The following is a 24,208-nucleotide window of genomic DNA, read 5'->3' as shown; positions in this document are numbered from 1 at the left end:
AGGCGGATCACACTTGAAGGCACGCCCGCGACGCCTTCAACTGCCAAAGGAGGTCAGCTTGGTGCCGGAGCGCCGGCGGTCATGGCTGGGAACAATCGAGCCGAAGGCCAGCCGTGCGCAGCTCGCCCTTCGAAAAAGCAGCAATCGAATCATGCAACACCAGGCGTGCGATCGTGCGGCGTTGCTGGATCGCCTCGCACGCTTTGGCCGCGCTGTCCGGCAATTCCGGACGCGCGAAAGGCCCGGTCGACCGGACCGGGCGATTCATCGAAGACAAGCCGGATCAGGCGAGCTGATCGATCCGCGTGCCCTGGCCCGGCGGCAGCGGCGCAGGCGGCTGCGGCTTGTAGGTCGGGTCGGTATCCTTGGTCTTGGTCTGGTCGTCCTGCTGCTTGGTCGTGTCGTAGCTCGGCACCACGATCGCGATCGGCGGCGGCGCAACGGTAGAAACGCTCATCCACAAATCCTCACATATGGAAACAATTGACCCTGCGCCGCGAGGAGCGAAATTTCCTTCAAGGCAATCGTTAAAATGCGAAGGATCAGGTGCGGTGAGGGAGGCGTTCTTCTCGCCTGACATTGCGCCGTCGAGGGCGGCGATCGCCTCTCCTCGTCATTGCTCTTGCGACGAAGCAATCCAGAATCTCTCAGCGGAAGGATTCTGGATTGCGTCGCTTCGCTTGCAATGACGGGTGCGTGGTAGCGAGGTGCCGAGGCGCGCACGCCGCGCCCGTAGAGAAAGCGCTGTGCCTACTCGTCCTTCGGCCGCGTGATTGCGATCGCAGCGTCCGTCTTTGTGCGCGTGCATTCCATGTTGAGGCGCTTGTAGCGCATCGTGACCTTGTCGCCGCGCAAGAGGCCCATGCGCTTCAGGCAGCGCGTCGCGCCGGTCGTGGTGTCGTCCTTCGTCACCGTGAAGATGATCGCCGCCGCGGACGCCACCAGATCGTAGAACTGCGGCGTCGGCTTGCGGTCGCCCTTGGCATAGAGCTCGTTGGAATAGGCCTGTCCCTGGGCGCGGCAGCCGAGCGACAGCTCCTTCGCCGCGGGGTGGGTGAGGTAGATGATGTTGGCGGCCTTGAAGTTGACCTTCAGCCCGTCGATGCCGCCGGCGAGCTGCTTTGCGATGTCGTCGCACTGGTCGGCACGCGCCGGCGCGGCGAGGGTCACAAGGCCGATGATTGCTGCGGCGACAACAATCGCGCCGCGGACGTGCAGTCTGGAAATCATAATGAAAAGCCCCTTGAGGGCGCGCATTCAACCGTCGCGACGCGCGAAGCGCAAGGGGTGCCATCGGGCTTGATGAGCGCAGCCGCGACCACCCGCTGATCAAGGAGGGGCCGCAAAATGGCCGCCGCGGCGCCAAATCCGGATGCCCCGGCCGCGCCAGAACGCCTTCCCTTTGTGGCAAAAAAGCTTAGAACGCTTCTATGCTTAGAGGCCCGCAAGGGCTCCAAAACCCGAGATCGCCCCATGAACGCTCCGACCGCCTTCCCCGATAAGTCCCAGCCCGTTCCGCCCTACAAGCACACCCCTCTGTTCCCGCTGGGCAAGGACGAGACGCCCTACAAGAAGATCACGGCCGAGGGCGTCCGGGTCGAAAAAGTTCTGGGGAAAGACATGTTGGTCGTGTCGCGCGAGGCGCTGCGGGCGCTGTCGGAGGCGGCTTTTGGCGACATCAACCATTATCTGCGGCCCGGTCATCTGAAGCAGCTCCGCGCGATCCTGGAGGATGGCGAGGCCAGCCCGAACGACAAGTTCGTCGCGCTGGACTTCCTCAAGAATGCCAACATCGCGGCCGGCGGCGTGCTGCCGATGTGCCAGGACACCGGCACCGCGATCATCATGGGCAAGAAGGGCTGCAACGTCATCACCGACGGTGATGATGAGGCGGCGCTGTCGGAAGGTGCGCGCGATGCCTATCTGCGCCGCAATCTGCGCTACTCGCAGGTCGCGCCGCTTACGATGTACGAGGAGAAGAACACCGCCAACAACATGCCGGCGCAGTGCGAGATCTACGCCGAGGGCGGCTCTTCAGAAGTGGATTCGGCCTACAAGTTCATGTTCATGGCGAAGGGCGGCGGCTCCGCCAACAAGAGCTTTCTGTTCCAGGCGACGCCCTCGGTGTTGACCAAGGACCGGTTGCTCGCCTTCCTCAAGGAAAAGATTCTCACCCTCGGCACCGCGGCGTGCCCGCCCTATCACCTTGCCATCGTGATCGGCGGCACCTCGGCCGAGCTCTGCATGAAGACGGTGAAGCTCGCCTCCGCCCGCTATCTCGACGCACTGCCGACCCACGGCTCGCCCGACGGCAACGCCTTCCGCGACGTCGAGATGGAGAAGGAAATCCACAAGATGACGCAGTCGCTCGGTGTCGGCGCGCAGTTCGGTGGAAAATATTTCTGCCACGACGTCCGCGTCATCCGCATGCCGCGTCACGGCGCTTCGCTGCCGATCGGGCTCGGCGTGTCGTGCTCGGCCGATCGCCAGGTGCTCGGCAAGATCACCAAGGACGGCGTCTATCTCGAGGAGCTCGAGCATAACCCGGCGCAATATCTCCCGCAGGTCGAGGAGTCGCTCGGCGGCGAGGTCGTCAAGATCGACCTCAACCAGCCGATGAAGGACATTCTGGCGACGTTCTCGAAGCACCCGATCAAGACGCGGGTGTCGATGACCGGCACCATGATCGTCGCGCGCGACTCCGCGCACGCCAAGCTGCGCGAGCGGCTGGAGAAGGGCGAGCCGCTGCCGGACTACTTCAAGAATCATCCGGTCTATTACGCCGGCCCCGCCAAGACGCCCGAGGGCTACGCCTCCGGCGCGTTCGGTCCGACCACTGCGGGCCGCATGGATTCCTTCGTCGACCAGTTCCAGGCCGCCGGCGGCTCGATGGTGATGGTGGCCAAGGGCAACCGTGCCCCTGCCGTGCGCGAGGCCTGCAAGAAATATGGCGGCTTCTATCTCGGGTCGATCGGCGGTGCTGCGGCGAACCTCGCCGAGCACTGCATCAAGAAGGTTGAGGTGCTCGAATATCCCGAGCTCGGCATGGAGGCGATCTGGCGCATCGAGGTCGTCGACTTCCCGGCGTTCATCATCATCGATGACAAGGGGAACGACTTCTTCAAGGAGTTGAATCTGGGCTAGCTGCCTCGGCCGCGTTCGCGCGCGAGTGATTGTGAATGCGCCTTACGAACGATCGTCATGCCCGGGGCTTGTCCCGGGCATCCACGTTCTTGGTGCACTGAAAGACGTGGATGGCCGGGACAAGCCCGGACATGAAGACGGAAGGCGTTGGTGCCCTAAGTGCCGTGCCGCTTCTAGCTGCAATTCGTGACCTGGTTGGAGCACAGCGAGCGCCACCAGCCGCGGACGTTGTCCTTACTCTCGACGAGGCCCCAGACGCCGCTGCATGCGAAGATGCGCTTCGGCCCGCCATCGGTGTCGATCGGGCCGCCGAGCTCGCGCTGGGCGGGCATCCACCCGGCATCGACGAAAGGCGCCTGAAACAGGCCGCCCATGCGCGTCGCGCCGTTGGCGTAAGACGCGCCGACCTTGTTGGAGGCGACCCAGCCGCGTCCCGCATACGGCTTTGGCGCGCCGCGCGGATATCTCTTCTCGTCCTCGTAGTCCTTGCCCGGGGGCTTCGCACCTTCGATCAGAAACCAGCCGTCCTTGAAGCCGATGATGCGGAATTCGGTGAGCCAGCCGCCATCGGGCGTGTTCTCGGCGCCGCCAAGCCTGAGCTTGTAGGGCGGCGGCAGCGTGCCGAGCACGCGCGCCTTGACCGAGGGCTCGGCGCGCACGTTGAGGCCGTTTGGATCCTTGTCGATCGACCAGGCGCCGAGATCGCAGGGCTCGGTCCCTTCGGGCAGCGTTGCACGCTTGGCGGCGAGGTCGGCGTGCAGTTTCGCGAAATCGGTTTCATCACCCTCCGGATCGGGCTCGGTGCGCGGCCTCAACTCGGCCGAGACAGCACGGGTCGCATCCGGCGTCAGCGCAACGACGAGGGCCTGACGCGCAGTGAACACGCTTGCGGGCGTCTTCGGATCGTTCGATGTCGCGGGATAGACGGCGAGATAGCCGGTCGCACCCTCGGTCCGGTAGGCCGTGCCGGCAACGTAGCCAGCCGGCACCATGGCGAGCGCGCTTGCGCGCCACGCCGGTTCGGTGTCATCCGCGCGCGGCGCTTGTGTTGCGACACACAGGATCGTTGCCGCAATGAGACGGAGCGCACGCATGGATGCCGCGCGACCTTATGCGCGCGCGCCGGTGAAGGGGAAGCTGCCCATCGGGCCGATGCCCATCTCGCCGTTGATGCTGTCGCCGGCGACGGTGCCGGTGAATTCCAGCGTCAGCGGCATCGGGTTGGTGATCGAGACTTTCCACGAGACGTTGTCGCCGCTGACCAAGCCGTCAAAAATCTCGGCGGTATTACCTTCCGCCCCCTGCGTGCCCGTGAGCGTGCCACCCGCGGCCTTCACGCTCAGCGTCGCCTGGCGTTCGCCCATCGGCGTCGTCATGGTCAGATTCCAGTTGCCGTCCACGGCCATTCGCGTCTCCCGAACAATGTCCCGGCGGGCTGCGATGATCCGCAGCCAGTCCTGATCCGAGCCTATAGCGCAACTTGAAGCCACTGCCTAACTCGTCGATCGGGGCATACGAGCATGATCCGGAAAAGTGTGCAGCGGTTTTCCGATAAGATCATGCTCAAACAACAACCTAAGGCGCGATCATATCGCGCTTTAGGCGCGGGCGGCGGCGCGCCGGCGGCTGGTGACGATGAGCCGAAGCACCAGGTATTGCACGGCAAAGGCGAGCGCCTTGGCGCCGCCCGCGACCACCGAGATGTAGAAAGCCCACAGTTTCAGATCGCCGGTGGCGGCGACCCCGATCGTGCCGGCGCCGAGGACGAACATCAGCGCGGCCCAGGCATAGCCCGCGGCAGTGACATATTCCGGCGCGGTCTCGACCACCATCGGCGGCATGTAGCGCAGCATCCAGCCGCGTTTGAGCATGATAGCGCCGATCGCAAAATGCGCGACCGCAGGCTTGGCCAGCATGAAGCGGGGATCGTTGGTCAACAGCGTAACCGTACCGAGCACGACGACGAGCGCGACGCTCGCATAGGTCATGTAGCCAAGCTCGCGCTGCTTGATGCGGGCGTAGATCACTTGCGCGATCGCGCCGGCAATCGCCACCGACGTTGCGAGGATGACGTTGTCGGTAACCAGATAGATCACCAGGAAAACGATGGCAGACAGGAAATCGGAGGCGAGGCGGGCGAATACGTCCTTCATTGTCGGTCCTGTCTCACTGGGCTTCGGGCAGAGCGCCGGCCGGCGCACAATACTTGATCTGGCGATATTCGGGATACCACTTCGTGAAATAGATCGCGCTGTTGCGGGCGGCGAAGGCGACCGCGAGGCCCAGCCAGACCGGCAGGCCAGGGAAGTAGAGCAGCACGATGTTGGCGGCCATCATCAGCAGAGCGGCCACGGTCCATGCGCTGGTGATGATGTAGTTGGCGGTGAGGAAGCCGGGCATCGCCGCGGTCTCGGCCGGAACGGCCTCGATGGCATATTGCAGTGTGAAGGGCCGGCGCAGGAGCATCGAGCCGAGGGAGATGATGAAGATGCCGATATCGACCGCAAGCTTGACGCCGAGCGTGCTCAACGTGGGGTCGCGGAGAGCGAGGTAGGCGCCAATGCCTGCGAACAGGATCGCGGAGCCGGCGGCAAGGATCTTCACCGAGCGGCCGCAGGCCACGTCGATTGCGATCGTGGCAAGGCAGATCGCGGAGGCCGCGAACACGCTGATCGTGGCCGAGGTCATGAACATCAGGAAGGTGTAGACGCCGTAGGGGGCAAGGATCAGGAAGATCGTCATGGTCGCCTCGGTCGAACCAATCTTTACAATGTCAAGATTGATAGTTCAGGGCCGACACAGGGTCAAGCAAAATCTTTACAGTGTCAAAATGATATGAATGACTTGTAAAAACTCAATTGTTGCAATGGCTTGATCTGATACCTCGTCGGCGAATGCGGCCCAGGGCAGGCGCGACAGGATGGTCAGCGCGGAGTAGACCAGAAGGCCGACGGTCAGGAAGATGCTGCCGGCGCGGCAGATCGTGAATTTGAGCGAGCCGGGTACCGCGTACATGCCGAGCGGATGCAGCAGCCGCGACAGCACCAGCGCGCCCATCAGCAGGTGAATGCGCAAGGGCGATGCGCCCGACATTTCAAGCATTGCGACCATCAGCGCGATAATGGGGACGTACTCCATGAAATTGCCATGGGCGCGGATCGCGCTGCGCAGGCTCGCATCGCCGCCGTCGTCGAACGGAGCGCCGCTGCTCCGCCGCAACCGAACGACTTGCAGCGCGAGCGCGGCGTAGATCAGAGCGAGGACGGCGAGATAGTTGGCCGTGATCGTGGGGACGTGCATGCGAGGCCTCCTCTATTCGTCATTCCGGGGCGACGCGTCGAGCCCGGAATCCATCGGGCGGCAACTTCTGTGGCGAAATGGATTCTCAAGCGCGCAATTGCGCATCGCAGTTCACGCTTCGCGTGCCCGGGAATGGGGCGCTACTGCGCGCCTACCCAATTGCCGTGAAAGCCGTCGGGCACGCGATGGCCGAGTTGCACCAGCGCGGCGGGGCCGGCCTCGATGTCGGTGGCGTTGAACACAGCGAGGTCGCTACGGTTCTCCCGCGCGCGCCAGACCACCGCCAGCAGCCAGCCGTCGCCCTCGGGCGCATCGTTCGATCGCTCGACGAAGACGGGCTCTGAGATGGTATCACCGGCCGGCAACAGATACTGGCCGAGCCGCTTTCCTGCGCCGTCGACATGGACGATGCCGGACAGCGCGCCGAACATCGGCAACCGTGGATTGGCGCAGGCGTACCAGCCGTGACGGCTCTTCAACCCGGCGCGGCGATCGTCGATGCGCGGGAATTCACCGGTGAGATCGTCGAGATAAGTCTGCTGGAAGCGGTCGGTATTGCCCGAGAGGTCGAAGCTCCAGCGGCAATAGCGGGCACGCGACTTCTCCGGATCCGTCGGCCGCCCGTCGGGATGCGGAAACAGCGGGGCCTGCTCGAACTGCATGACGTCGGCGACGATGCGGCCACCGTCCTCCCACGCATTCATGATGTGGAAGACGTAGCAGGCTTCGCCACGGAACCAGACGATGTCCCTCGCCGTGCCGTTGCGCTTCATCACGCCGACATAGGCGCCTTTCTCCGGCTCCCAGGCATAGGGCGGCTTACCGCTCATCGCGCGCTCCATGCTGCCAGTGAGGGGCAGAATTGGAAACAGCACGTGATTTTCGGTGACGATGAAGTCGTGCACCATGCTGGCATAGGGCGCTTCGAAACGCTCGAAGCGTGTGGCTTTTCCGGACGCGTCGATCGACCCGTAAGAGAGGGCTGATGTAAGCGGTCCCGCCGCATTGTAGCCAAAGAATACGAGCTCGCCCGTCACGGGATCGATCTTCGGATGCGCGGTGAAACTGCCGGCGACGCGGCCCTGATAATTGTGGTAGCCGCGCGTTGCCAGCGTGCCCGGCTCGATCTCAGTCGGCAGATGCGCTTCTTCCAGCGCGAGCAGCTTGCCGCCATGGAAGATGATGTTGGTGTTGGCAACGCCGCCGTCGGTGAGGTTTTGCGGCGCATCTGGCAGCTTGCGGCCGAAGCCACTGAACAGCGCGCGGCCGGCATCGTGCTCGGCGAGCCATTTCGGCGTGCGGACCCAGCGATTGCGATAGGAGGCGCGGCCCTCTTCGAGATGAAAGGCGTGCAGCATGCCGTCGCCGACGAACCAGTGGGCGCCGGCGGATTCGAACTGCGGATTGGGGCCGTTGCGATAGAGCGTGCCGTTCAGCTCGCGTGGCAATTCGCCGATGATCTTCAGGAAGGGCGCGTCCGCCTCGAACGGAATCGGCGCGATATTGTTGCGGCGCTCGGCGGTCGCATCCTGCTGCACGGCGCATCCCTCCCTATCTTTACATCGTCAAGATCGAGTAGGGCTCTTCACGGCATCCGTCAAGTGAAATCTTTACACTGTCAATATTGCGTCATATAGCTTGTAAATGGCCAAGAGCGATACCAAGAGCGAAACGGCGCGCTTCGCACGCCCCCCGAGGAAGCTGCTGCCGGCATCTCGCCCGGCGCGCCGTCCGGCGAGCGCGAAGGCCGAGACGCCCTATCACCACGGCGCCTTGCGCGAGGCGCTGCTTCAGGCCGCCGAGCGCGTGCTGGAGCGCGACGGGCTCGCCGGTCTGACGCTGCGCGCAGTGGCGCGCGAGGCCGGCGTCTCGCACGCCGCGCCGACCCATCATTTCGGCGATCTCACCGGGCTCGTCAGCGAGCTCGCCGCGATCGGTTTTCGCCAGTTCAACGCGGCGATGTCCTCGGCTTGCGATATGGCTACCTCGCCGCTGGAGCGGGCGCTGGCGCGGCCCAAAGCCTATGTCGCCTATGCCCAGGCCCATCCCGGCATGTACGGTCTGATGTTCCGCACCGAGCGGCTCGACTATTCCAGGCCTTCGCTGCACGAGGCCGCAGAATCCTCTTTTGCCGGACTTGCCAATGCCATCGGCGCGATGCGGCAGGAGCCGATCAGCGGCGACGCGCTGACCGTCGAGCAGGGGGCTGCGATCGCACGGGCCTGGTCGATGGTGCACGGCTTCACCATGCTGCTGCTCGACGGTCGGCTCGAGGATATTTTGCAGCGGCTGCCCGCGGGCACGACGGCCGAACAGCTTCTGGAAGCGATCCTGAAGTCGACTGTGGCGGGGAAACTGCCGTGCTAGTGCCGGGCAGGCCGATGTGACAGTCGCCGTGATGGTGTCTGCAGCTTGCGGAACTCCATCAATCGACATCTTCACTGTGGGCAAGGCTCAGACGCGGGCCGGATAGACCTGACAGCGGCGCGGAATCGTTCTAGAAGAGCGGCCTCGCTTGGGCATTCGGCCCTGTTCGCGTCCACGTTTCCTCTCGATCATGCCAGCCATCGCTCCCCGCAAATCCTATCGCGTCGGCCGTTCCAAGACCGGACTTGGCCTCTTCGCCACCATGCCGATCAAGAAAGGCACCCGGATCATCCGTTATTTCGGACCGATCCTGGACTGCCGCATTCCTGAGCAGGACGAGATCGAGAACAAATATCTGTTCGAGCTCAATGGCCGCTGGACCATTGACGGCTCGGTGCGCAAGAACCTCGCTCGCTACATCAACCATTCCTGCCGCCCGAATGCGGAATCCGACGTCCGCCCGCGCGAGCGCAAGGTGTTCATCCGCGCCATCAAGAACATCGAGCCGGGCGACGAGATCAACTATGATTACGGCACCGACTATTTCAAAGCCTATCTGAAGCCGATCGGCTGCAAGTGCCCCTCGTGCGAAAACAAACGCAAGAAGCAGCGCGCCGAAGCGCGTGTCGAACGCGCCAAAGTGAAGGCGCGCGCGGAACAGAAAGCCCAGAAGGCGGACGCCAAGAGTTCCAACAAGGGCGCCAAACCGAAGAAGCTCAACGGCCACGCCGTTGCCAAGAAGAGCCGCGCGCGGGCGTAATCCGCGCGTTGCTCTGACCTCTTCTGTCATGCCCTACTGACGCAGGGCTTCGTGGCCTCACGCAGTCGCCACGCTCGCACTCTTCCGCAAACCCACATATTGCAGTTCTGCGAACACGCCGGTTGCGATCGCCTGCGCCACGACCATCAGTTCGCCGGCGAGGTTTGGTGACACCACGCCCGAGAACAGCAGTGCGATGCTGCCTACCGTCCAGGCGGCGTTGCCGACCACGACCAGCAGAACGAGCGGTTTCGGCACCGCTGTGCGCGAGGCCAGCCAGCCGACCAGCGCGGTGTAGGCGATCAGGAACAGGCCGGTTTCGCGCAACAGCGCCTCAGGAAGGTTGAACAGCGCCGCGAATGCGCCGGCCCCGAAAGTAAGGCCGAGTGCGGAGACGCCGCTGAAGACAGCGTCGGCGAGCAGGGCGCGGCGAAGGAAGGTGGATGCATCGATCATCGGAGGTCTCCGTGGTTGGGGTGGACGCGGGGGAACTCAGCGAACTCCGCGCCACCAGGCGCGAAGCAGGCGGGCGAGGCGGAACGGGCAGAGGCCCCTGCCGACGCTGTGCTCGAAGGCCGTGACCTGTGCGACCACATAGTCGCCGGTCGAATGCACCAGCGGCTCGGGCATGTTGAGCCCGCGCGCCAGCATCCTCGTCGCGAACGTCACGGCCCAGGGTAGGATGTGGTCGACGAGAGTGCGGTAGAGCAGCAGCGCGATCATGGTCATCTCCTGTTGCGACCGAAGATGCGCTGGTTTGGCGTCCGATTCGATTACCTCAGGGGTAATGGATGGGGTGAAATGCGCGTGGTAGGTTTTCGGCCATGAACGCACACGCATCCACGGCCCAGGCCGAGCGCAGCCAGCCGATCCATATCGGCGACCATTTGCGCGAGTGGCGGCAGCGCCGCCGCATGAGCCAGCTCGATCTGGCGGGAGAGGCCGAGATTTCCGCGCGGCATTTGAGTTTCGTGGAAACCGGCCGCGCCGCGCCTTCGCGCGAAATGGTGCTTCGGCTCGCCGAACGTCTCGACGTGCCCTTGCGCGAACGCAACGTACTGCTGGTCGCGGCCGGCTACGCGCCGGCCTTTCCGCAGCGTCCGCTGGAGGATCCCGCCTTGAAATCAGCCCGGCAGGCGATCGACCTTGTCCTCAAAGCCCACGAGCCCAATCCGGCGCTGGCCTATGACCGGCACTGGAACCTGGTCTCCGCAAACCGCATGGTCGCGCCGCTGCTCGCCGGCGTCCCGGAGCGGCTGCTCGGCCAGCCCTTCAACGTGCTGCGGCTCGCCTTTCATCCCGAGGGCCTCGCGCCGCGCACGGTCAATCTCGCGGAATGGTGCGCGCATCTGCTCGAGCGGCTGCACCGGCAATGCGAGGTGACGGCTGATCCCGAACTCATCAAGCTCTATCACGACCTCAAGAGCTATCCGATCCCGGCACGTGCGGGGCCGCTGTCGGGCGATAATGTCGCGATCCCCTTCAAGCTGCGTCAGAACGGGGAGATACTAAGTTTCTTCTCCACCACCATGGTGTTCGGCACGCCCGTCGACATCACCCTGTCAGAGCTGGCGCTGGAGACGTTCTTTCCGGCTGACGAGCGCACCGCCGAGCGGCTCAGGCAGATGGCCGCAGCCATGACTTAGCGCCCTTGCTCCGGGGCGGGTTCGGCTTATCTTGGGACAACCCTTATTCGCCCGAAGGAGGTGCTGATGAGCACGCTAAAGCCGCTCCAGATCGATGTCGTCTCCGACGTGGTGTGCCCGTGGTGCTATATCGGCAAGCACCGGATCGAGAGCGCGCTCGCGCTGGTGCCGGACGTTCCGGTCAAGCTGAATTTCCGCCCCTACTTCCTCAATCCCTGGGTGCCGCGCGAGGGCATCAGCCGCGAGGACTATCTCACCACCAAGTTCGGTTCGGTCGAGGCCTACAAGGGCATTGCAGGGCGTGTGGTCGCAGCGGCCAGCGAAGAGGGCCTCGTCTACAAGCCCGAACTGGTCGCGCGCCAGCCCAACACCACTGACTGCCACCGCCTGATTCTGTGGGCCGAAGCGATCGGCAAGGCGCCCGAGATGAAGCAGCGCCTGATGGAGCTCTATTTCCGCGACGGCGGCGATCTCACCGACGTCAACGTGCTGGTGCAGGCGGCTGCCGATATCGGCCTCGATGCCGACGACGTGCGCAAGCGCCTTGCCACCGACGAGGACGTTGCACGCGTGTCGGCCGACGCGCAGGAGGCTGCCGAGAAGGGCATCTCCGGCGTGCCGACCTACGTGTTCGCGCAGAAATATGCCGTCTCCGGCGCCCAGGATCCCAACCTGCTCGCCCGTGCCATCCGCCAGGTCTCGGCGGAAATCAACGCGCAGGCGGCAGAGTAGCGCCTATTTTCGGAGCAGGTGGACCGCCCGACGCGCTGTCTCGCGCGCCAGGCCGCGCGCGATCAAAGCCGCGTGAATCAGCTCCACGATCGGATCATGCCGCCGCAGCGGGATCAGCACGTCGCCGATCGCAAAACGGCCGCGCCAGACCGGGTTGATCATGGGGTGATCGGCGCTCGCAGTGGAATCCGCGCTCGCAATGGCCGGGTCGGCGCAGAGGTGGCGCGTCAGATCGAGCGTGAGCTGCACGCCCGGAGAATATTTCGAGAAGCGCTCGTCGATGCCGAGCTTGAAGAAGAAAGCGCGGTCCTGGTGGCGCAGCACGATGCCGGCGGCGACCGCCGTCGTGCCGGCGCGGAGCGTGATGATGTCGCATTGCGCAGTTTCGGCGAGCGCTGGCACGGCACGGCGGACGAAGGCCGCATCGCCTGCGTCCTGAATCAGCGCGGTGCCGCGCTCGCCCTTCCAGCCACTGGCTTCGAGTTGTAGAAACGTTTCGAGCGCGGGCCGGATTTCGTCCGGCTTGCGCGCGACGTCGAAGCTGATTGCGCCATGCTCCTCCAGGCGATGCCGTTGCCGGCGCAGCTCCTTGAGCTTCTTGGCGCCGAGAGCTTCGTGCAACAGCCTGTCGCCATCCTGTGTCGCATCGAGGCTGGCGCGGATATAGGAGCCGAGCACGCGTGGCTTCAGGCGATCATTGGCGAGCGCTTCCTTGAGCGACACCATCGCGGCGCCATCGAGAGCGACATCGCGCAGGATCAGGGCATGCGCACCGGCCCTGCGCGCCTGCTGCAACAGGCGCGAGGCGGCCTCGACGGGAGCGTCGCGGTCGATCAGCGGGCTGCACAGCGTGCCATAGGGATGCGCGCTCACCAAAGCGGGCAGGGGAATCTTCCAGGCCTGCCAGAGCGAGACCGCCGGCATCAACCCGATCAGCCGCGTCGAGGAGCCGCCGCAGACGGACAAGGCCGAGGCGCCGGTACGGCCGCGCGCGGTTGCGCTGACGGCGAGCTCCCAGGCGGGCAGGTAATAGCCGTTCGGCTCGATCGCCCGCTGCGCCAGCGCGCGCCACTGACCGGGCTCGATCGCCGTCAGCGGGACGAGCGCGGCCGTTGCATCCTTCGCCGATGCCGGATTGATCGCAGCCTGATGCGCGATGTCGACCACGTCCCGTCGTCCCCGTTCACGCTAAGGCAAAAGCCGGCGTTACGCCGTCATGCTTAGCGCAAAGATTGGAAAATACCGTTGGGATGCGGCTTCAATTCGAGGGGTGTTGTTAACGTCTCGTTGAGCATCCGGCGGCACACCGCCGGATGTGGATGTCACTGGTCACCTGGGATGAAGTGGTCGCGGGCGCTTGCGTGTCCGCCGCCGGCCGTGTCGGTAATGGCGATGTTGATGTCGCGCGCCGCCGGCGGGACATTGGCCGGGCCGACCTGCACGGACAGGCGGATCTCGCGTGTCTGATCCTGCCCGACCGCGACGACTGGCTTGCCCTCGGGCCCAGCCTCGACGCCGGCGACGCGCAGGGTTGCGCCCGGCAGGCCGGAGACCTCGAGCGTGAACGATCGCTCCGCGCCCTTGTTGAGGATGCGCACGGTGTAGTCGTTGCGCACGCCGCCGTCCGAGAGCTGGACGAACAGCGGATTGCGTTCGTGCAGCACGTTGACGTCCATCGTCGCGCGCGTGGCGAGCGTATAGAGCATGATGGTCCCGACGACGGCGATGGCGGCAGCATAGATCAGCGTGCGCGGGCGGATTATGCGGTAGACCGGCGCCTTGCCGTCGTGGCGGCGCTGCATGTTGATGTCGGTGTCGTAGCCGATCAGGCCGGTAGGCCGGCCGATGTCGCGCATGACGTTGTCGCATGCGTCGATGCAAAGGCCGCACTGGATGCAACCGAGCTGAATTCCATGGCGGATGTCGACACCGGTCGGGCAGACATTGATGCATTGGTGGCAGTCGACACAGTCACCGGCGACATCGCCATGGGCGCGGGCGGCTTCCGCCTTCTTGACCGACATGCGCGGCTCGCCGCGGTCGTAACGATAGGTGACGTTGAGTGCCCACTCGTCGGTCAGTGCCGCCTGGATGCGCGGCCAGGGGCACATGTAGATGCAGGTCTGTTCGCGGGCGTGCCCGGCAAAAAGATATGTCGTGCCGGTCAGGATGCCGATCCAGAGATAGGCGATGAACGGCGCCTGGAAGGTGGCGAGCTCCTTCACCAGTGTTGGCGCGTCGTCGAAATACAGCACCCATGCGCCGCCGGTCCACCAAGCGATCATGATCCAGAGAAAATGCTTCAGTGCGACCTTGCGGACGTGGTCAAACGTCCAATAGCGCTTGTCGCCCTGCATGCGCTCGCGCCGGTCGCCCTCGACCCAGCGTTCGACCGCGTAGAACAAGTCGGTCCATACGGTCTGCGGGCACAAATAGCCGCACCAAAGCCGGCCGGCGACTGCGTTCATCAGGAACAGCGTCATCGCCGCGATGATGAGGAGGCCCGTGAAGTAATAGACTTCCTGCGGCCACAGCTCGATGAAGAAGAAATAGAAGCGGCGATGCGGCAAATCGATCAGCACGGCCTGGTCGGGCAGGCCGGGCCCGCGATTCCAGCGCACGAACGGTAGCAGATAATAGGTCCCGAGCGTCACGCAGAGAATTGCCCATTTGATGCGGCGGAACGGGCCGTGCACCGACTGCGGATAGACCTTCCTTCGCTTCTCGTAGAGAGGCCCCTCGATGAAGGTGTCGTCGGTCATGGCAAATTCCCCCGCATCACAGTCTAGATCGGTGCGCTACGAGAACGCGCAGCCGCTGCCCAGGCCTAGCTTCTTGAACACGATCGCCGCGGGGCAGAAGCCCGTAAACGAGGCCTGCAACATGTTCAGCCCGGCAAAGGCCGTCAGCAGGTACCAGTACGCATTGACGTATGTGCCCAATGCAAGTCCGAGCAGGACGACGAATCCTGCGAAGGCGAGAACGGCTTTGTCGACATTCATGGCATGCTCCTCTCAGGTATGATCACGTTCCGAACGGGTCAGGCTGGCTTCAGTCCAGGCTACGATGCTGCGTGCATCCATCGCGCCCGCTTGGCGGGCAATCTCACGGCCGTCACGCATCAACAGCAAGGTCGGGATGCCACTGATGTTGAAACGTGACGATATGGCAGGCGCGTTGTCCGAATTGAGCTTCAGCAGCCGGACCTTCGGCTCCAGCTGTTGTGCGGCGCGCTCGAACATCGGCGCCATGGCGCGGCATGGACCGCACCATGGCGCCCAGACATCGATCAGCACGGGAATGTCGTTGTTGGCGACATGGCGGCCGAACGCTGCTTCGTCCACCTCGATCGGATGACCAGTGAACATCGACTGGTGACAAGCGCCGCAGCGCGCTCCTTCCGGCGCGCGCTCGGCGGGAAGGCGATTGATGCGCCCGCAACTACCACAAACGATCTGGCGTGTGGTGCTCATGTGCCTGTCCGGACCTCCTTGATCTTGGCGATGTTCAGCCTGTCGAGCAGGAAGCGCTCGTAGAATGGCTCGCTCTCGCCGCGCCGCATCTTGCGAAGGAAGTATTTCTCGAAGGCGACCTTGGCGTAGTGCACCCACTCGCCCTTGGACGACCAGTTGACGTTGCGCGGCGGAATCTGCGGCTGTGCGAGGAAGGCAACGCCGGAATCGCCGAAGTCGGCGAGGCAGATTGCGTTCCAGGTCGGTTGCGCCGTCGGCGCCTTGCCGCGGAGAAGGGCGCCGATGTTCATGGCGGTCGCCGTCACCATGGACTCGATCATGAAGCCGGTCTTCGGCACACCGACCGGCACCGGCGTCGCGCCGACCGGCGCGATCGCGACGCAGACACCGACGGCAAAGACGTTCGGGAAGGTCGGGTTCTGCTGATGCTTGTCGACCAGGACGAAGCCGCGCGGGTTGGTCAGTTTCTCGATGCCCCGCACCGCCTCGACGCCGCGAAAAGCCGGCAACATCATCGAATAGGCGAACGGTAGCTCGTGGGCCTTGTGGGAGGTGCCGTTGTCCGCGAACTCCTCCACCGACATCACGCCGGGGGCAATGCTATCGACGCGCGCGTTGGTAATCCACTTGATGTGCTTCTCGCGCATCTCGCTTTCGAGGAGGCCCTTGGTGTCACCGACGCCGTCGAGACCGAGATGGCCGATATACGGCTCCGAGGTGACGAACGTCATCGGAACCCGGTCGCGCAGCTTTCGCCGGCGCAGCTCCGTTTCCAGGATGAAGAGGAACTCATAGGCCGGCCCGAAGCATGAAGCCCCCTGCACCGCGCCGATCACTACGGGGCCGGGGTTCGCGGCGAGTATCTCGAACGCCTCCTTGGCGCGTGTCGCATGATCGACGTGACAGATGGACTGAGTGTAGCCTTCCGGTCCAAGCCCCGGGATTTCGTCGAAGGCAAGCTCGGGACCGGTTGCGACCACCAGATAGTCGTAGTCGATGGAGGTCCCGTCGCCGAGCTCGACCCGGTTTTCCGTGGGGCGGACACGCTTGGCGCCCTGCGTCAGCAGGCGCACGCCCTTGCGCTTCATGACCTCCTCGAGATTGATCTCGATCTCATCGCGCTTGCGCCAGCCGACCGCCACCCAGGGATTGGACGGCACGAAATGATAGGCTGCGCCCTGCGCAACCAGGGTCAGGCGATCCTCACTTCTCAACTGGGGCAGCAGTTCATAGGCCATCAGCGTTCCGCTCAGCCCGGCTCCGATTACGACGACTTCCGCCATGGGTACCTCCGTTGGATCAGGCTGCTCCGCCGGTTCAGTTCCGGCTGTATCGCAGCGCTTGACTATATATTCATAAGTTCGTATATACGCAAGTATGAAAATAGATAGCGACGTCATGGAGCGGGCGGCCGATCAGGCGAGCGAATTGCTTAAGGCGCTCTCCAGCCGTCACCGGCTTCTCATCATCTGCCAGTTGATCGACGGCGAGCGCTCGGTTGGAGAGCTGGCCGAGTTCCTGAATCTCAGGGATTCCACGGTGTCCCAGCATCTTGCGCTCCTTCGCAAGGATGGCCTGGTGTCCTCGCGGCGTGATGCGCAGACCATCTTCTATTCGATCGCCAGCGAGCCGGCCCGCGAGGTCTTGAAGACGCTCTACCAGGTGTTTTGCGCACCGAAGTCCGCAAGGACGCGATGAAGCCTAGGAAACGGCGGGCAGGAGCGCTTTGCGCGAGATCAACGCGCGCCCGCCAGATGTCGATGAAATGAGAGGGCGTCGCGTTGCGGCGTGGTGAACCTGATGATGACACGGATGGATCCCGTGGAATATCTGACGCGATGCCTCGGATTTCTAGTGCTGTTGGCCGCGCTCGGCGTGCCGGTGGGGTCCCGAGCCGCCGCGGAAATGTTGACCGTGGCGCAGCAGCCGGTCATCGACGAGAAGGCCGTGTTCGCCACCGTCGAGAGTATCAGCGTGGTCCCCGCCCGAGGCCGCATCGGCGGCACCGTTGCACAGCTCAAGGTGAGGGAAGGCGACCGCGTCGCAGCCGGCCAGGCCATTGCGATCATCGGTGACGAAAAGCTCGTCCTCCAGATGAAATCGCTCGACGCCCAGATCGAAGCGCTCCAGGCGCAGGCCAACCAGGCGCAGATCGACTTCACCCGCACCGAAGGCCTGGTCGAACGCGGCATCCTGCCGCGCGTCAAGCTCGACGAGCAACGTACCGCGCTCAACGTTGCCGACAACGGCCTGCGCGCGAAGGCCGCAGAACGCGCCGTCATCAACGAGCAGCTCAACCAGGGCCAGGTGCTCGCGCCGGCCGATGGCCGCGTGTTGAAGCGGCTGATCACCGTGGGATCGGTCGTGCTCGCCGGCGACCCGATCGTGACCGTCGCCCAGCAGAATTTCAAGTTGCGGTTGCGCGTGCCGGAGCGCCACGCGCGCTTCCTGAAGGCCGGCGACAAGATCCGCATCGATGGCGCGGAGCTCGCGGGGGAGGCCTCGAAATGGGGCCTGATCGACCTCGTCTATCCACAGATCGAGGAAGGGCGTGTTATTGCGGACGCGACCGTCGAAGGGCTCGGCGAATATTTCGTCGGGGACCGCCTGCGGGTCTGGATCTCCGGCGGCACGCGGCCGGCCTACATTATCCCATCGAGCTATGTGACGACCCGGTTCGGCATCGACTACGTCCAGCTCCGGAAAAGCGATGTCACGATCGACGTCCCGGTGCAACGTGGACGCGGCTTGCCGACGCCGGAGCTTCCTGACGGGCTCGAAATCCTGTCCGGCATCCATGCCGGCGACCGGTTGGTGCAACCGTGAATCTCGGACTGTCAGGACGGTTGACCAGATCGACCATTGCTTCGCCGCTGACACCTTTGTTCCTGCTTGCGGCACTCGTCGTGGGGCTGATCGCCGTCGTGGTGATCCCGCGCGAGGAGGAGCCGCAGATCAGCGTTCCCATGGTGGATATCCGCATCACCGCCGATGGTTTGCGCGGACCGGACGCTGTCGAGCTGGTGACAAAGCCGCTGGAATCGATCGTCAAGGGCATCGACGGCGTCGAGCACGTCTATAGCCAGACCGAGGACGACCGCGTGATGGTGACCGCGCGCTTTCTGGTCGGCACCAAGTTCGAGGACGCGATCCTTCGGGTCCATGAAAAGATCCGCGCCAATCTCGATCGCGTTCCCGTCGGCATCCCCGAGCCGCTGATCGTCGGTCGCGGCATCAATGACGTCGCGGTGACCGTGCTGACGCTCTCGCCCAAGCCGGAAGCGGCCAGCCGCTGGACCGACAAGGACCTCTACGAGCTTGCGGACAAGCTGCGCGCGGAGCTGATGAAGGTCGACGATATCGGCTTGACCTATGTTTCCGGCGGCGCGCCGCAACAGATCCGGGTCGAGCCCGATCCGGAAAAGCTGTCGCTGTTCGGCATCACGCTGCAGCAGCTCGTGGCCAAGGTGAAGGATGCCAATCGCTCATTCCTGGCGGGGCAGGTCCGCGATGCCGGTATCGTGCGGAACGTCGCGGCGGGCCAGACGCTGTCGGGCATCCCCGACATAGGATTGCTGCTCATCACGACCCGCGACGGCCGGCCGGTCTACGTCAAGGACGTCGCCTCCGTCGTCGTCGGCCCGAGCACGATCGAGCATCGAGTCTGGACGGATACGCGCGACACCGGGGGACAGTGGGGGAGGATGCCTGCAGTCAGCCTGGCGCTGGCCAAGCGCGCCGGTGCCAATGCCGTTGTCGTATCCGAGAACATTGCCAAACGTCTCGAAGGGCTGAAGTCCCGCCTGATCCCCGAGGATGTCCAGCTGACGGTGACGCGCGACTACGGTGAGACGGCCAACGAGAAGGCCAACGAGCTGTTGTTTCACCTTGGGCTCGCGACGATCTCAATTGTGGTCCTGATCGCGATTGCGATCGGCTGGCGCGAAGCTCTGGTGACCTTCGTCGTGATCCCCACGACGATCCTGCTGACGATGTTCGCCGCCAACCTGATGGGCTACACCATCAACCGGGTCAGCCTGTTCGCGCTGATTTTTTCGATCGGCATTCTCGTCGACGACGCCATTGTCGTGGTCGAGAACATCGCGCGGCATTGGGGCATGCGCGACGGCCGGCCGCGCTTGCAGGCGACCATCGAGGCGGTGGCGGAAGTCGGCAACCCCACCATCGTCGCGACGTTGACGGTGGTCGCCGCGCTGTTGCCGATGCTGTTCGTGTCGGGCCTGATGGGGCCCTACATGGCGCCGATTCCGGCCAATGCGTCGGCGGCCATGCTGTTCTCGTTCTTCGTCGCGATGGTGGTGGCTCCCTGGCTGATGCTCAAGCTCGCGCCGAAGGGCGACATTGCGCCGGTCCATGCGACGCACGATGAGGGTCGGCTCGGCCGGATCTACCGGCGCTTCGCCACGCCAATCGTGCGGAGCAAGCGATCGGCCTGGACATTCTTGCTCGGTGTCGGCATCGCGACGCTGCTGTCAATGACGCTGTTTGCGACCAAGTCTGTGACGGTCAAGCTTTTGCCGTTCGACAACAAATCCGAGATCGCCGTTGTCATCGACCTGCCGGAAGGGGCGAGTCTGGAGGCGACCGAGCGCATGCTGTTCGACGTGGCCGAGCTCGCGCGACAATTGCCGGAGGTCACCTCGTTGCAATCTTACGCCGGCACACCGGCTCCCTTCAATTTCAACGGCCTGGTACGGCACTACTACTTGCGTGAGCGGCCCGAACTCGGCGAGGTGCAGGTCAACCTGACTGCGCGCGGCGAGCGCAAGCGTGCCAGCCACGAGATCGCGCTCGAGCTGCGCGAGAAGATGAAGACGCTCGATCCACCCAAGGGCACCAGCATCAAGGTGGTGGAAGTGCCGCCGGGGCCGCCGGTGCTCTCGACGCTGCTTGCCGAGATCTACGGTCCCGATGCCGCCACGCGTCGTGCGGTCACGGCCGAACTCAAGAAGATCTTCGCAGAGGTGCCCTTCATCGTCGACATCGATGATTCCATCGGCGAGAAGCGGCCCCGGCTGCGGCTCTCGATCGACCAGGAACGGCTTGAATTCTTCGGCGTCGAGCAGCGTGACGTCTACGACACGATCCAGGCGCTGTTCGGCGGCATCTCGATCGGCTATTCGCATCGCGGCGAGGACCGCAATCCGATCGAGATCGCGGTGCATCTCGGAAAGCGCGACCTGGTCTGGGACGAGGCGCTGGCCTCTACGCCCGTGCCAGCCAATACGTTGCCCGGCAGCAAGACGGTGGTGGAGCTCGGACAGGTCGTGAAGGCGACGACCGAAGAGGGCTCACCGACAATCTTCCGCCGTGACGGGCGCTTTGCAGACATGGTGATGGCCGAGCTCGCGGGACGCTTCGAGGCGCCACTCTACGGCATGCTGGCGGTTGCGGATCGGGTTGATGCCCATGACTGGGGCAAGCTGGCGAAACCTGCGATCAGCCTGCACGGCCAGCCGTCGGACGAGTCGCGTCCCACACTGCTGTGGGACGGCGAATGGGAAATTACCTGGGTGACCTTCCGCGACATGGGCGCGGCCTTCGGCGCTGCAATCCTCGGCATCTACGTGCTGGTGGTCGCCCAGTTCAGGAGCTTCCGTCTGCCACTCGTCATCCTGACGCCGATTCCGCTCACGCTGATCGGCATCTTGATCGGGCACTGGCTGTTGGGCGCGGCGTTCACCGCGACCTCGATGATCGGCTTCATCGCACTGGCCGGCATCATCGTGCGCAACTCGATCCTGCTGGTCGACTTCATCCGGCACAGCGGTGGAGAGGGCAAGTCGGTTCGCGAGGTGGTGCTGGAGGCTGGCGCAGTTCGATTCAAGCCAATCCTTCTCACCGCGCTTGCGGCCATGATCGGCGCCGCGACCATCCTGCTCGATCCGATTTTTCAAGGACTGGCGATCTCGCTTCTGTTCGGGCTTGCGTCGTCAACGCTGCTCACCGTGCTGGTGATTCCCGCGATCTATATCGCCTTGCGCGCACCGTCCGAGGCGACTTCGACCACAGTCAAATCCAGCTAGCGAGGGTCCGATGGACAAGAACTATGTCGACATCACAAGGAATATCTCCGCCAATCTGAGGAAGCTGCGCAACGACATCCCTGACACGATGAAGGGATTTACCGCGCTTGCTCAGGCGGCCACGCGCGACGGCGCGCTGGACAAGAAAACCAAGGAACTGATCGCGCTTGCGCTCGGCGTCGCTGCGCATTGCGACGGCTGTATCGGATTTCACGCCGAGGCGCTCGTCAAGCTTGCCGCGACGCGCGAAGAGATTGAGGAGGCCCTTGGCATGGCCGTCTACATGGGTGGTGGCCCATCCTTGATGTATGCCGCGGATGCGATCGCGGCATATGAGCAGTTCCAGCGGCAGACGGTCGCTGCCTGACTGATCTGCCGTCAAGTCAAGCGGACGGGTCCGGACGAACTCACTCGTCCGGTCCCGTCCGTCATGCTGTATTGCTTACCAGCGGTCGTCGCCGACACCGACTCCGACGCTCACGCCGGGCGCGCGAATGCCGACGCCGGCGCGCGGGCCGTCGTCCCAGTCGCGATAGGTGCGACGCTCGTAATAGCGTTCGCGCGGCATCCTCGCATAGGAGTCGCGCACGATCACGCGCGCGCCGCCATGGGTGCGATAGCAATTGCCGGCGTCATCGCAAACGAGCCGGACCTCCTGAATGAGGTCGGGGCTGGTGTATTCGCTGGTGGTGTAAAGATCCGCAGCCTTCGCGCTGGTCGCCGCCGCGAGAGCCCCGACACCGGCCAACAGTGCAATCGTGAACGTCCTCATCCTGTCCTCCTCCGAAACTGCCCTCGGCGGTAACAAGAATGGGAGGCGACGATCGTTCCGGCTGATTTACAGGTTTTTCCCGGAACCGGGTGTCGTGTGGCACTTATTCATCGCTAGATCGGCTGGTAGGCTTCCGAGCCGCAGATGTCGTCGGCTTCGGCGCGCCGCCGGTCGATGACCTTTCCGCCATTGATCGTCACGATGTAGGTCTGGGTGCCCAGCGCCGAACCGGTGGCCGAGGTGAGTTGCGCGCGGACGCAGGCGGTCCAGCCCGTTCCGCGGACTTCATGATGGGGCAGGGCGACTTGCACCTCGCGCGGATAGGAGGTGTTGAGGAAGACCACTTCGATCTGCTCGCGGACCACGCGCTTGACGTCGGGCGGCGGTTCAGGCGGAGGCTGCTCGGCCTCCTTGAGGCGCATGAAGTCGGGCACCGGCGCGCGGCTGTCGGCAAAGCCGCACGCGCCGAGTGCGAGCGCGGCGGCGAGCAGCGCCAGATGAGCAACAATCCGCAACATTCGAGAAGATCCCCTGCGGACCAACAGATAGGCGCGAATCCGGCGGGACGAAGTCTCGCCCGATCAACATTTGCTGAAGGGGTGCTACAAGCCGCATTTGCCAATACCGGATTGCAGGCTAGTTTGTGCTTTGGATGAGAGGGATTGCGCGAATGAGGATTTTGGCCATAGCGGCCGCAGTGCTGGCGCTGACGGTTGCTTCGGCGCAGGCGCAGATGGGCGGCGGCCGGCGCCACGCCAACGAGGGCGGCGCCAAGGCCGACAGCAAGCCCAAGGTCGATGAGAAGGCCTACAAGGCCGCGCTCGAGCGCATTCCGGAGTCCAAGGAAAAGTACGACCCGTGGAGCGGGGCGCGTCCGAGCGAGCCCGCGAAGAAGCCGAAATAGAGCGAAGCGGCCGGCCGAGCGGAGATGTCTACTTCGCCCTCGGGCGAGTCGGGGCGGCGATGCCGGCGGTTTAGGCTTTTTGTCTTCGGGAGATCACGTCCGACAATGTCGGTCAGTTGGTCTGCGCTTTCGATTATCACCCTCGTGACGTTGCAGCGCGGTCGCCTCAGCGTCGTAAACGAAGTCTGAAGCGCTGTGCAAGGAGCGCCAGTATTGAGTTTAGTTCAACGTAATTTCTATGCACTAATTTTCAATCGCCATTATGGATTAGCGTCGATGACCGAGAAACGTGCAGCGCAACGTCACAGGGTCTTCAAGGGCGGCACGATCACCTACGAAAATAGGGGTGTAGCGTGTACGGTGCGAAACATATCGGAAGGCGGAGCGGCAATAGATCTCGACAGTCCTGTCGCATTACCGCAATCGTTCACCCTCTCGATCGCGCGTGATAATTTCAGGCGGAGTTGCCGCGCCGTCTGGCGCAGCGAGCGGCGCATCGGCCTCGCCTTCGTGCAATAATGTGTGTCATGTGAACGAGCGTTCGCATCGTGTCCACAACGCGATGATGATTGCGTGATAAGACGCAGGCGACGCCAGCCCAGCGCCGCGATGACCAGCGCGACGAACAGCGGCGTCCGCCTCGAACATGGTTCACCGCATCAGTTCGAGCGAGTTGCTTCCCGCCGAGTTTATCCCCAAGCCTTTCCTTTATGGCGTTACGCGCCGATGGAGATTCCAATGAAGACCACGCTTTCGCTTCTGTTCGCCGCAGCGCTCTCGCTGTCGTCGGTGCCCGCTCACGCGGTCAAGTGGGACCTCTCGACCATGACTTGCAAGCAATTCCTGGAGAGCGGCGAAGACAACATCGCGGTCGTGTTGACCTGGATGGATGGCTGGTACAAGGGCGACGAGGACAACGCGATCATCGACACCGAGGTGTTCATCGAGAACGCCAAGAAGTTCGGTGCCTATTGCGGAAAGAATCCGACCGTCAGCGTCGTCACCGCGGCCGACGAAATCCTCGGCAAGTAATTTTCGGAAGCGTCTCGACCGAGGCGCGATC

General features: G+C 63.9%; 29 protein-coding genes. 12 read left to right on the top strand and 17 right to left on the bottom strand.

What is annotated here, in order from left to right; all coding sequences use genetic code 11:
• Positions 1-283: 283 nt before the first annotated feature.
• Both JQ587_RS11115 and JQ587_RS11110 read right to left on the bottom strand, forming a co-directional pair.
• Positions 284-457, bottom strand: a complete 174-nt coding sequence (locus JQ587_RS11115) for a hypothetical protein (protein ID WP_165425181.1) — start codon at positions 455-457, stop codon at positions 284-286.
• Positions 458-750: 293 nt separating this feature from the next.
• Positions 751-1,230 (bottom strand): hypothetical protein, encoded by a 480-nt coding sequence (locus JQ587_RS11110; protein WP_212302959.1) that lies wholly within the window; start codon positions 1,228-1,230, stop codon positions 751-753.
• 243 nt (positions 1,231-1,473) lie between these two features.
• Here JQ587_RS11110 and JQ587_RS11105 point away from each other — a divergent pair, with 243 nt between their 5' ends.
• Complete coding sequence (locus tag JQ587_RS11105) at positions 1,474-3,144, top strand: fumarate hydratase (protein WP_212425316.1); 1,671 nt, start codon at positions 1,474-1,476, stop codon at positions 3,142-3,144.
• A gap of 173 nt (positions 3,145-3,317) precedes the next feature.
• On the opposite strand, the gene JQ587_RS11100 is transcribed toward JQ587_RS11105, so the two are convergent.
• The 6 genes from JQ587_RS11100 to JQ587_RS11075 all read right to left on the bottom strand — a co-directional run bounded on the left by JQ587_RS11100 (position 3,318) and on the right by JQ587_RS11075 (position 7,982).
• Complete coding sequence (locus JQ587_RS11100; protein ID WP_212425315.1) at positions 3,318-4,238, bottom strand: SH3 domain-containing protein; 921 nt, start codon at positions 4,236-4,238, stop codon at positions 3,318-3,320.
• A gap of 15 nt (positions 4,239-4,253) precedes the next feature.
• Complete coding sequence (locus JQ587_RS11095; protein WP_212425314.1) at positions 4,254-4,550, bottom strand: hypothetical protein; 297 nt, start codon at positions 4,548-4,550, stop codon at positions 4,254-4,256.
• Positions 4,551-4,742: 192 nt separating this feature from the next.
• The gene (locus tag JQ587_RS11090) at positions 4,743-5,297 is read right to left on the bottom strand and encodes an inner membrane-spanning protein YciB (RefSeq protein ID WP_212302963.1); all 555 of its coding nucleotides are present in this window, start codon (positions 5,295-5,297) and stop codon (positions 4,743-4,745) included.
• A gap of 13 nt (positions 5,298-5,310) precedes the next feature.
• On the bottom strand, positions 5,311-5,886 hold the full coding sequence (locus JQ587_RS11085) for a hypothetical protein (protein ID WP_212425313.1): 576 nt from the start codon (positions 5,884-5,886) through the stop codon (positions 5,311-5,313).
• A 75-nt stretch (positions 5,887-5,961) separates the two neighbouring features.
• Positions 5,962-6,444, bottom strand: a complete 483-nt coding sequence (locus JQ587_RS11080; protein WP_212302965.1) for an MAPEG family protein — start codon at positions 6,442-6,444, stop codon at positions 5,962-5,964.
• A gap of 140 nt (positions 6,445-6,584) precedes the next feature.
• Positions 6,585-7,982 carry a carotenoid oxygenase family protein gene (locus JQ587_RS11075; RefSeq protein ID WP_212425312.1) on the bottom strand — a complete coding sequence of 466 codons (1,398 nt, stop codon included), beginning with the start codon at positions 7,980-7,982 and terminating at the stop codon, positions 6,585-6,587.
• A 106-nt stretch (positions 7,983-8,088) separates the two neighbouring features.
• Between JQ587_RS11075 and JQ587_RS11070 the strand changes: the two genes are divergently transcribed.
• Positions 8,089-8,811 carry a TetR/AcrR family transcriptional regulator gene (locus JQ587_RS11070; RefSeq protein WP_212425311.1) on the top strand — a complete coding sequence of 241 codons (723 nt, stop codon included), beginning with the start codon at positions 8,089-8,091 and terminating at the stop codon, positions 8,809-8,811.
• 190 nt (positions 8,812-9,001) lie between these two features.
• Positions 9,002-9,571: an SET domain-containing protein gene (locus JQ587_RS11065; RefSeq protein WP_212425310.1), complete on the top strand. Its 570-nt coding sequence runs from the start codon at positions 9,002-9,004 to the stop codon at positions 9,569-9,571.
• A gap of 57 nt (positions 9,572-9,628) precedes the next feature.
• Here JQ587_RS11065 and JQ587_RS11060 read toward each other — a convergent pair whose 3' ends face one another.
• Both JQ587_RS11060 and JQ587_RS11055 read right to left on the bottom strand, forming a co-directional pair.
• On the bottom strand, positions 9,629-10,027 hold the full coding sequence (locus tag JQ587_RS11060; protein WP_212425309.1) for a hypothetical protein: 399 nt from the start codon (positions 10,025-10,027) through the stop codon (positions 9,629-9,631).
• Between the two features lie 36 nt (positions 10,028-10,063).
• The gene (locus JQ587_RS11055) at positions 10,064-10,294 is read right to left on the bottom strand and encodes a hypothetical protein (protein WP_212302970.1); all 231 of its coding nucleotides are present in this window, start codon (positions 10,292-10,294) and stop codon (positions 10,064-10,066) included.
• A 101-nt stretch (positions 10,295-10,395) separates the two neighbouring features.
• On the opposite strand from JQ587_RS11055, the gene JQ587_RS11050 reads away from it, so the two are divergent.
• Together JQ587_RS11050 and JQ587_RS11045 are read left to right on the top strand one after the other, a co-directional pair.
• A complete protein-coding gene (locus JQ587_RS11050) occupies positions 10,396-11,217 on the top strand; it encodes a helix-turn-helix domain-containing protein (RefSeq protein ID WP_212425308.1) in 822 nt (273 codons plus the stop codon).
• Positions 11,218-11,283: 66 nt separating this feature from the next.
• A complete protein-coding gene (locus JQ587_RS11045; RefSeq protein ID WP_212425307.1) occupies positions 11,284-11,949 on the top strand; it encodes a DsbA family oxidoreductase in 666 nt (221 codons plus the stop codon).
• A gap of 3 nt (positions 11,950-11,952) precedes the next feature.
• Here the strand turns inward: JQ587_RS11045 and JQ587_RS11040 are convergent, their stop codons facing one another.
• The 5 genes from JQ587_RS11040 to JQ587_RS11020 form a co-directional block, all read right to left on the bottom strand.
• Entirely contained in the window at positions 11,953-13,116 is a 1,164-nt protein-coding gene (locus tag JQ587_RS11040) for a GNAT family N-acetyltransferase (RefSeq protein ID WP_212425306.1), read from the bottom strand.
• A 155-nt stretch (positions 13,117-13,271) separates the two neighbouring features.
• Positions 13,272-14,711: a cytochrome c oxidase accessory protein CcoG gene (gene ccoG, locus JQ587_RS11035; RefSeq protein WP_212425305.1), complete on the bottom strand. Its 1,440-nt coding sequence runs from the start codon at positions 14,709-14,711 to the stop codon at positions 13,272-13,274.
• A 36-nt stretch (positions 14,712-14,747) separates the two neighbouring features.
• Positions 14,748-14,951: a YgaP family membrane protein gene (locus JQ587_RS11030; RefSeq protein WP_212302975.1), complete on the bottom strand. Its 204-nt coding sequence runs from the start codon at positions 14,949-14,951 to the stop codon at positions 14,748-14,750.
• A 12-nt stretch (positions 14,952-14,963) separates the two neighbouring features.
• Positions 14,964-15,422 (bottom strand): thioredoxin TrxC, encoded by a 459-nt coding sequence (trxC, locus tag JQ587_RS11025; protein WP_212425304.1) that lies wholly within the window; start codon positions 15,420-15,422, stop codon positions 14,964-14,966.
• Positions 15,419-16,705 carry an NAD(P)/FAD-dependent oxidoreductase gene (locus JQ587_RS11020; RefSeq protein WP_212425303.1) on the bottom strand — a complete coding sequence of 429 codons (1,287 nt, stop codon included), beginning with the start codon at positions 16,703-16,705 and terminating at the stop codon, positions 15,419-15,421. The genes trxC and JQ587_RS11020 overlap by 4 nt, the downstream gene beginning before the upstream one ends.
• A 94-nt stretch (positions 16,706-16,799) precedes the next feature.
• On the opposite strand from JQ587_RS11020, the gene JQ587_RS11015 reads away from it, so the two are divergent.
• From JQ587_RS11015 to JQ587_RS11000, 4 genes are all read left to right on the top strand, one after another.
• Complete coding sequence (locus JQ587_RS11015) at positions 16,800-17,120, top strand: ArsR/SmtB family transcription factor (RefSeq protein WP_212302978.1); 321 nt, start codon at positions 16,800-16,802, stop codon at positions 17,118-17,120.
• Positions 17,121-17,222: 102 nt separating this feature from the next.
• The gene (locus tag JQ587_RS11010) at positions 17,223-18,248 is read left to right on the top strand and encodes an efflux RND transporter periplasmic adaptor subunit (protein WP_212302979.1); all 1,026 of its coding nucleotides are present in this window, start codon (positions 17,223-17,225) and stop codon (positions 18,246-18,248) included.
• Positions 18,245-21,469 carry an efflux RND transporter permease subunit gene (locus JQ587_RS11005; protein ID WP_212425302.1) on the top strand — a complete coding sequence of 1,075 codons (3,225 nt, stop codon included), beginning with the start codon at positions 18,245-18,247 and terminating at the stop codon, positions 21,467-21,469. The genes JQ587_RS11010 and JQ587_RS11005 overlap by 4 nt, the downstream gene beginning before the upstream one ends.
• Before the next feature lie 10 nt (positions 21,470-21,479).
• A complete protein-coding gene (locus JQ587_RS11000) occupies positions 21,480-21,836 on the top strand; it encodes a carboxymuconolactone decarboxylase family protein (RefSeq protein ID WP_212302981.1) in 357 nt (118 codons plus the stop codon).
• A gap of 75 nt (positions 21,837-21,911) precedes the next feature.
• Here JQ587_RS11000 and JQ587_RS10995 read toward each other — a convergent pair whose 3' ends face one another.
• The gene (locus JQ587_RS10995) at positions 21,912-22,241 is read right to left on the bottom strand and encodes a hypothetical protein (protein WP_212302982.1); all 330 of its coding nucleotides are present in this window, start codon (positions 22,239-22,241) and stop codon (positions 21,912-21,914) included.
• A 113-nt stretch (positions 22,242-22,354) separates the two neighbouring features.
• Complete coding sequence (locus JQ587_RS10990; protein ID WP_212302983.1) at positions 22,355-22,759, bottom strand: hypothetical protein; 405 nt, start codon at positions 22,757-22,759, stop codon at positions 22,355-22,357.
• A gap of 152 nt (positions 22,760-22,911) precedes the next feature.
• Here JQ587_RS10990 and JQ587_RS10985 point away from each other — a divergent pair, with 152 nt between their 5' ends.
• From JQ587_RS10985 to JQ587_RS10975, 3 genes are all read left to right on the top strand, one after another.
• Positions 22,912-23,145, top strand: coding sequence for a hypothetical protein (locus tag JQ587_RS10985; protein ID WP_212425301.1), 234 nt, complete (start codon positions 22,912-22,914; stop codon positions 23,143-23,145).
• Between the two features lie 276 nt (positions 23,146-23,421).
• A complete protein-coding gene (locus tag JQ587_RS10980; RefSeq protein ID WP_212425300.1) occupies positions 23,422-23,664 on the top strand; it encodes a PilZ domain-containing protein in 243 nt (80 codons plus the stop codon).
• Between the two features lie 219 nt (positions 23,665-23,883).
• Positions 23,884-24,177 carry an HdeA family protein gene (locus tag JQ587_RS10975; RefSeq protein WP_212302986.1) on the top strand — a complete coding sequence of 98 codons (294 nt, stop codon included), beginning with the start codon at positions 23,884-23,886 and terminating at the stop codon, positions 24,175-24,177.
• Positions 24,178-24,208 lie beyond the last annotated feature (31 nt).

Source organism: Bradyrhizobium manausense (assembly GCF_018130615.1).
Taxonomy (GTDB): domain Bacteria; phylum Pseudomonadota; class Alphaproteobacteria; order Rhizobiales; family Xanthobacteraceae; genus Bradyrhizobium; species Bradyrhizobium manausense_A.
This window is presented reverse-complemented; position numbering and strand designations above follow the sequence as displayed.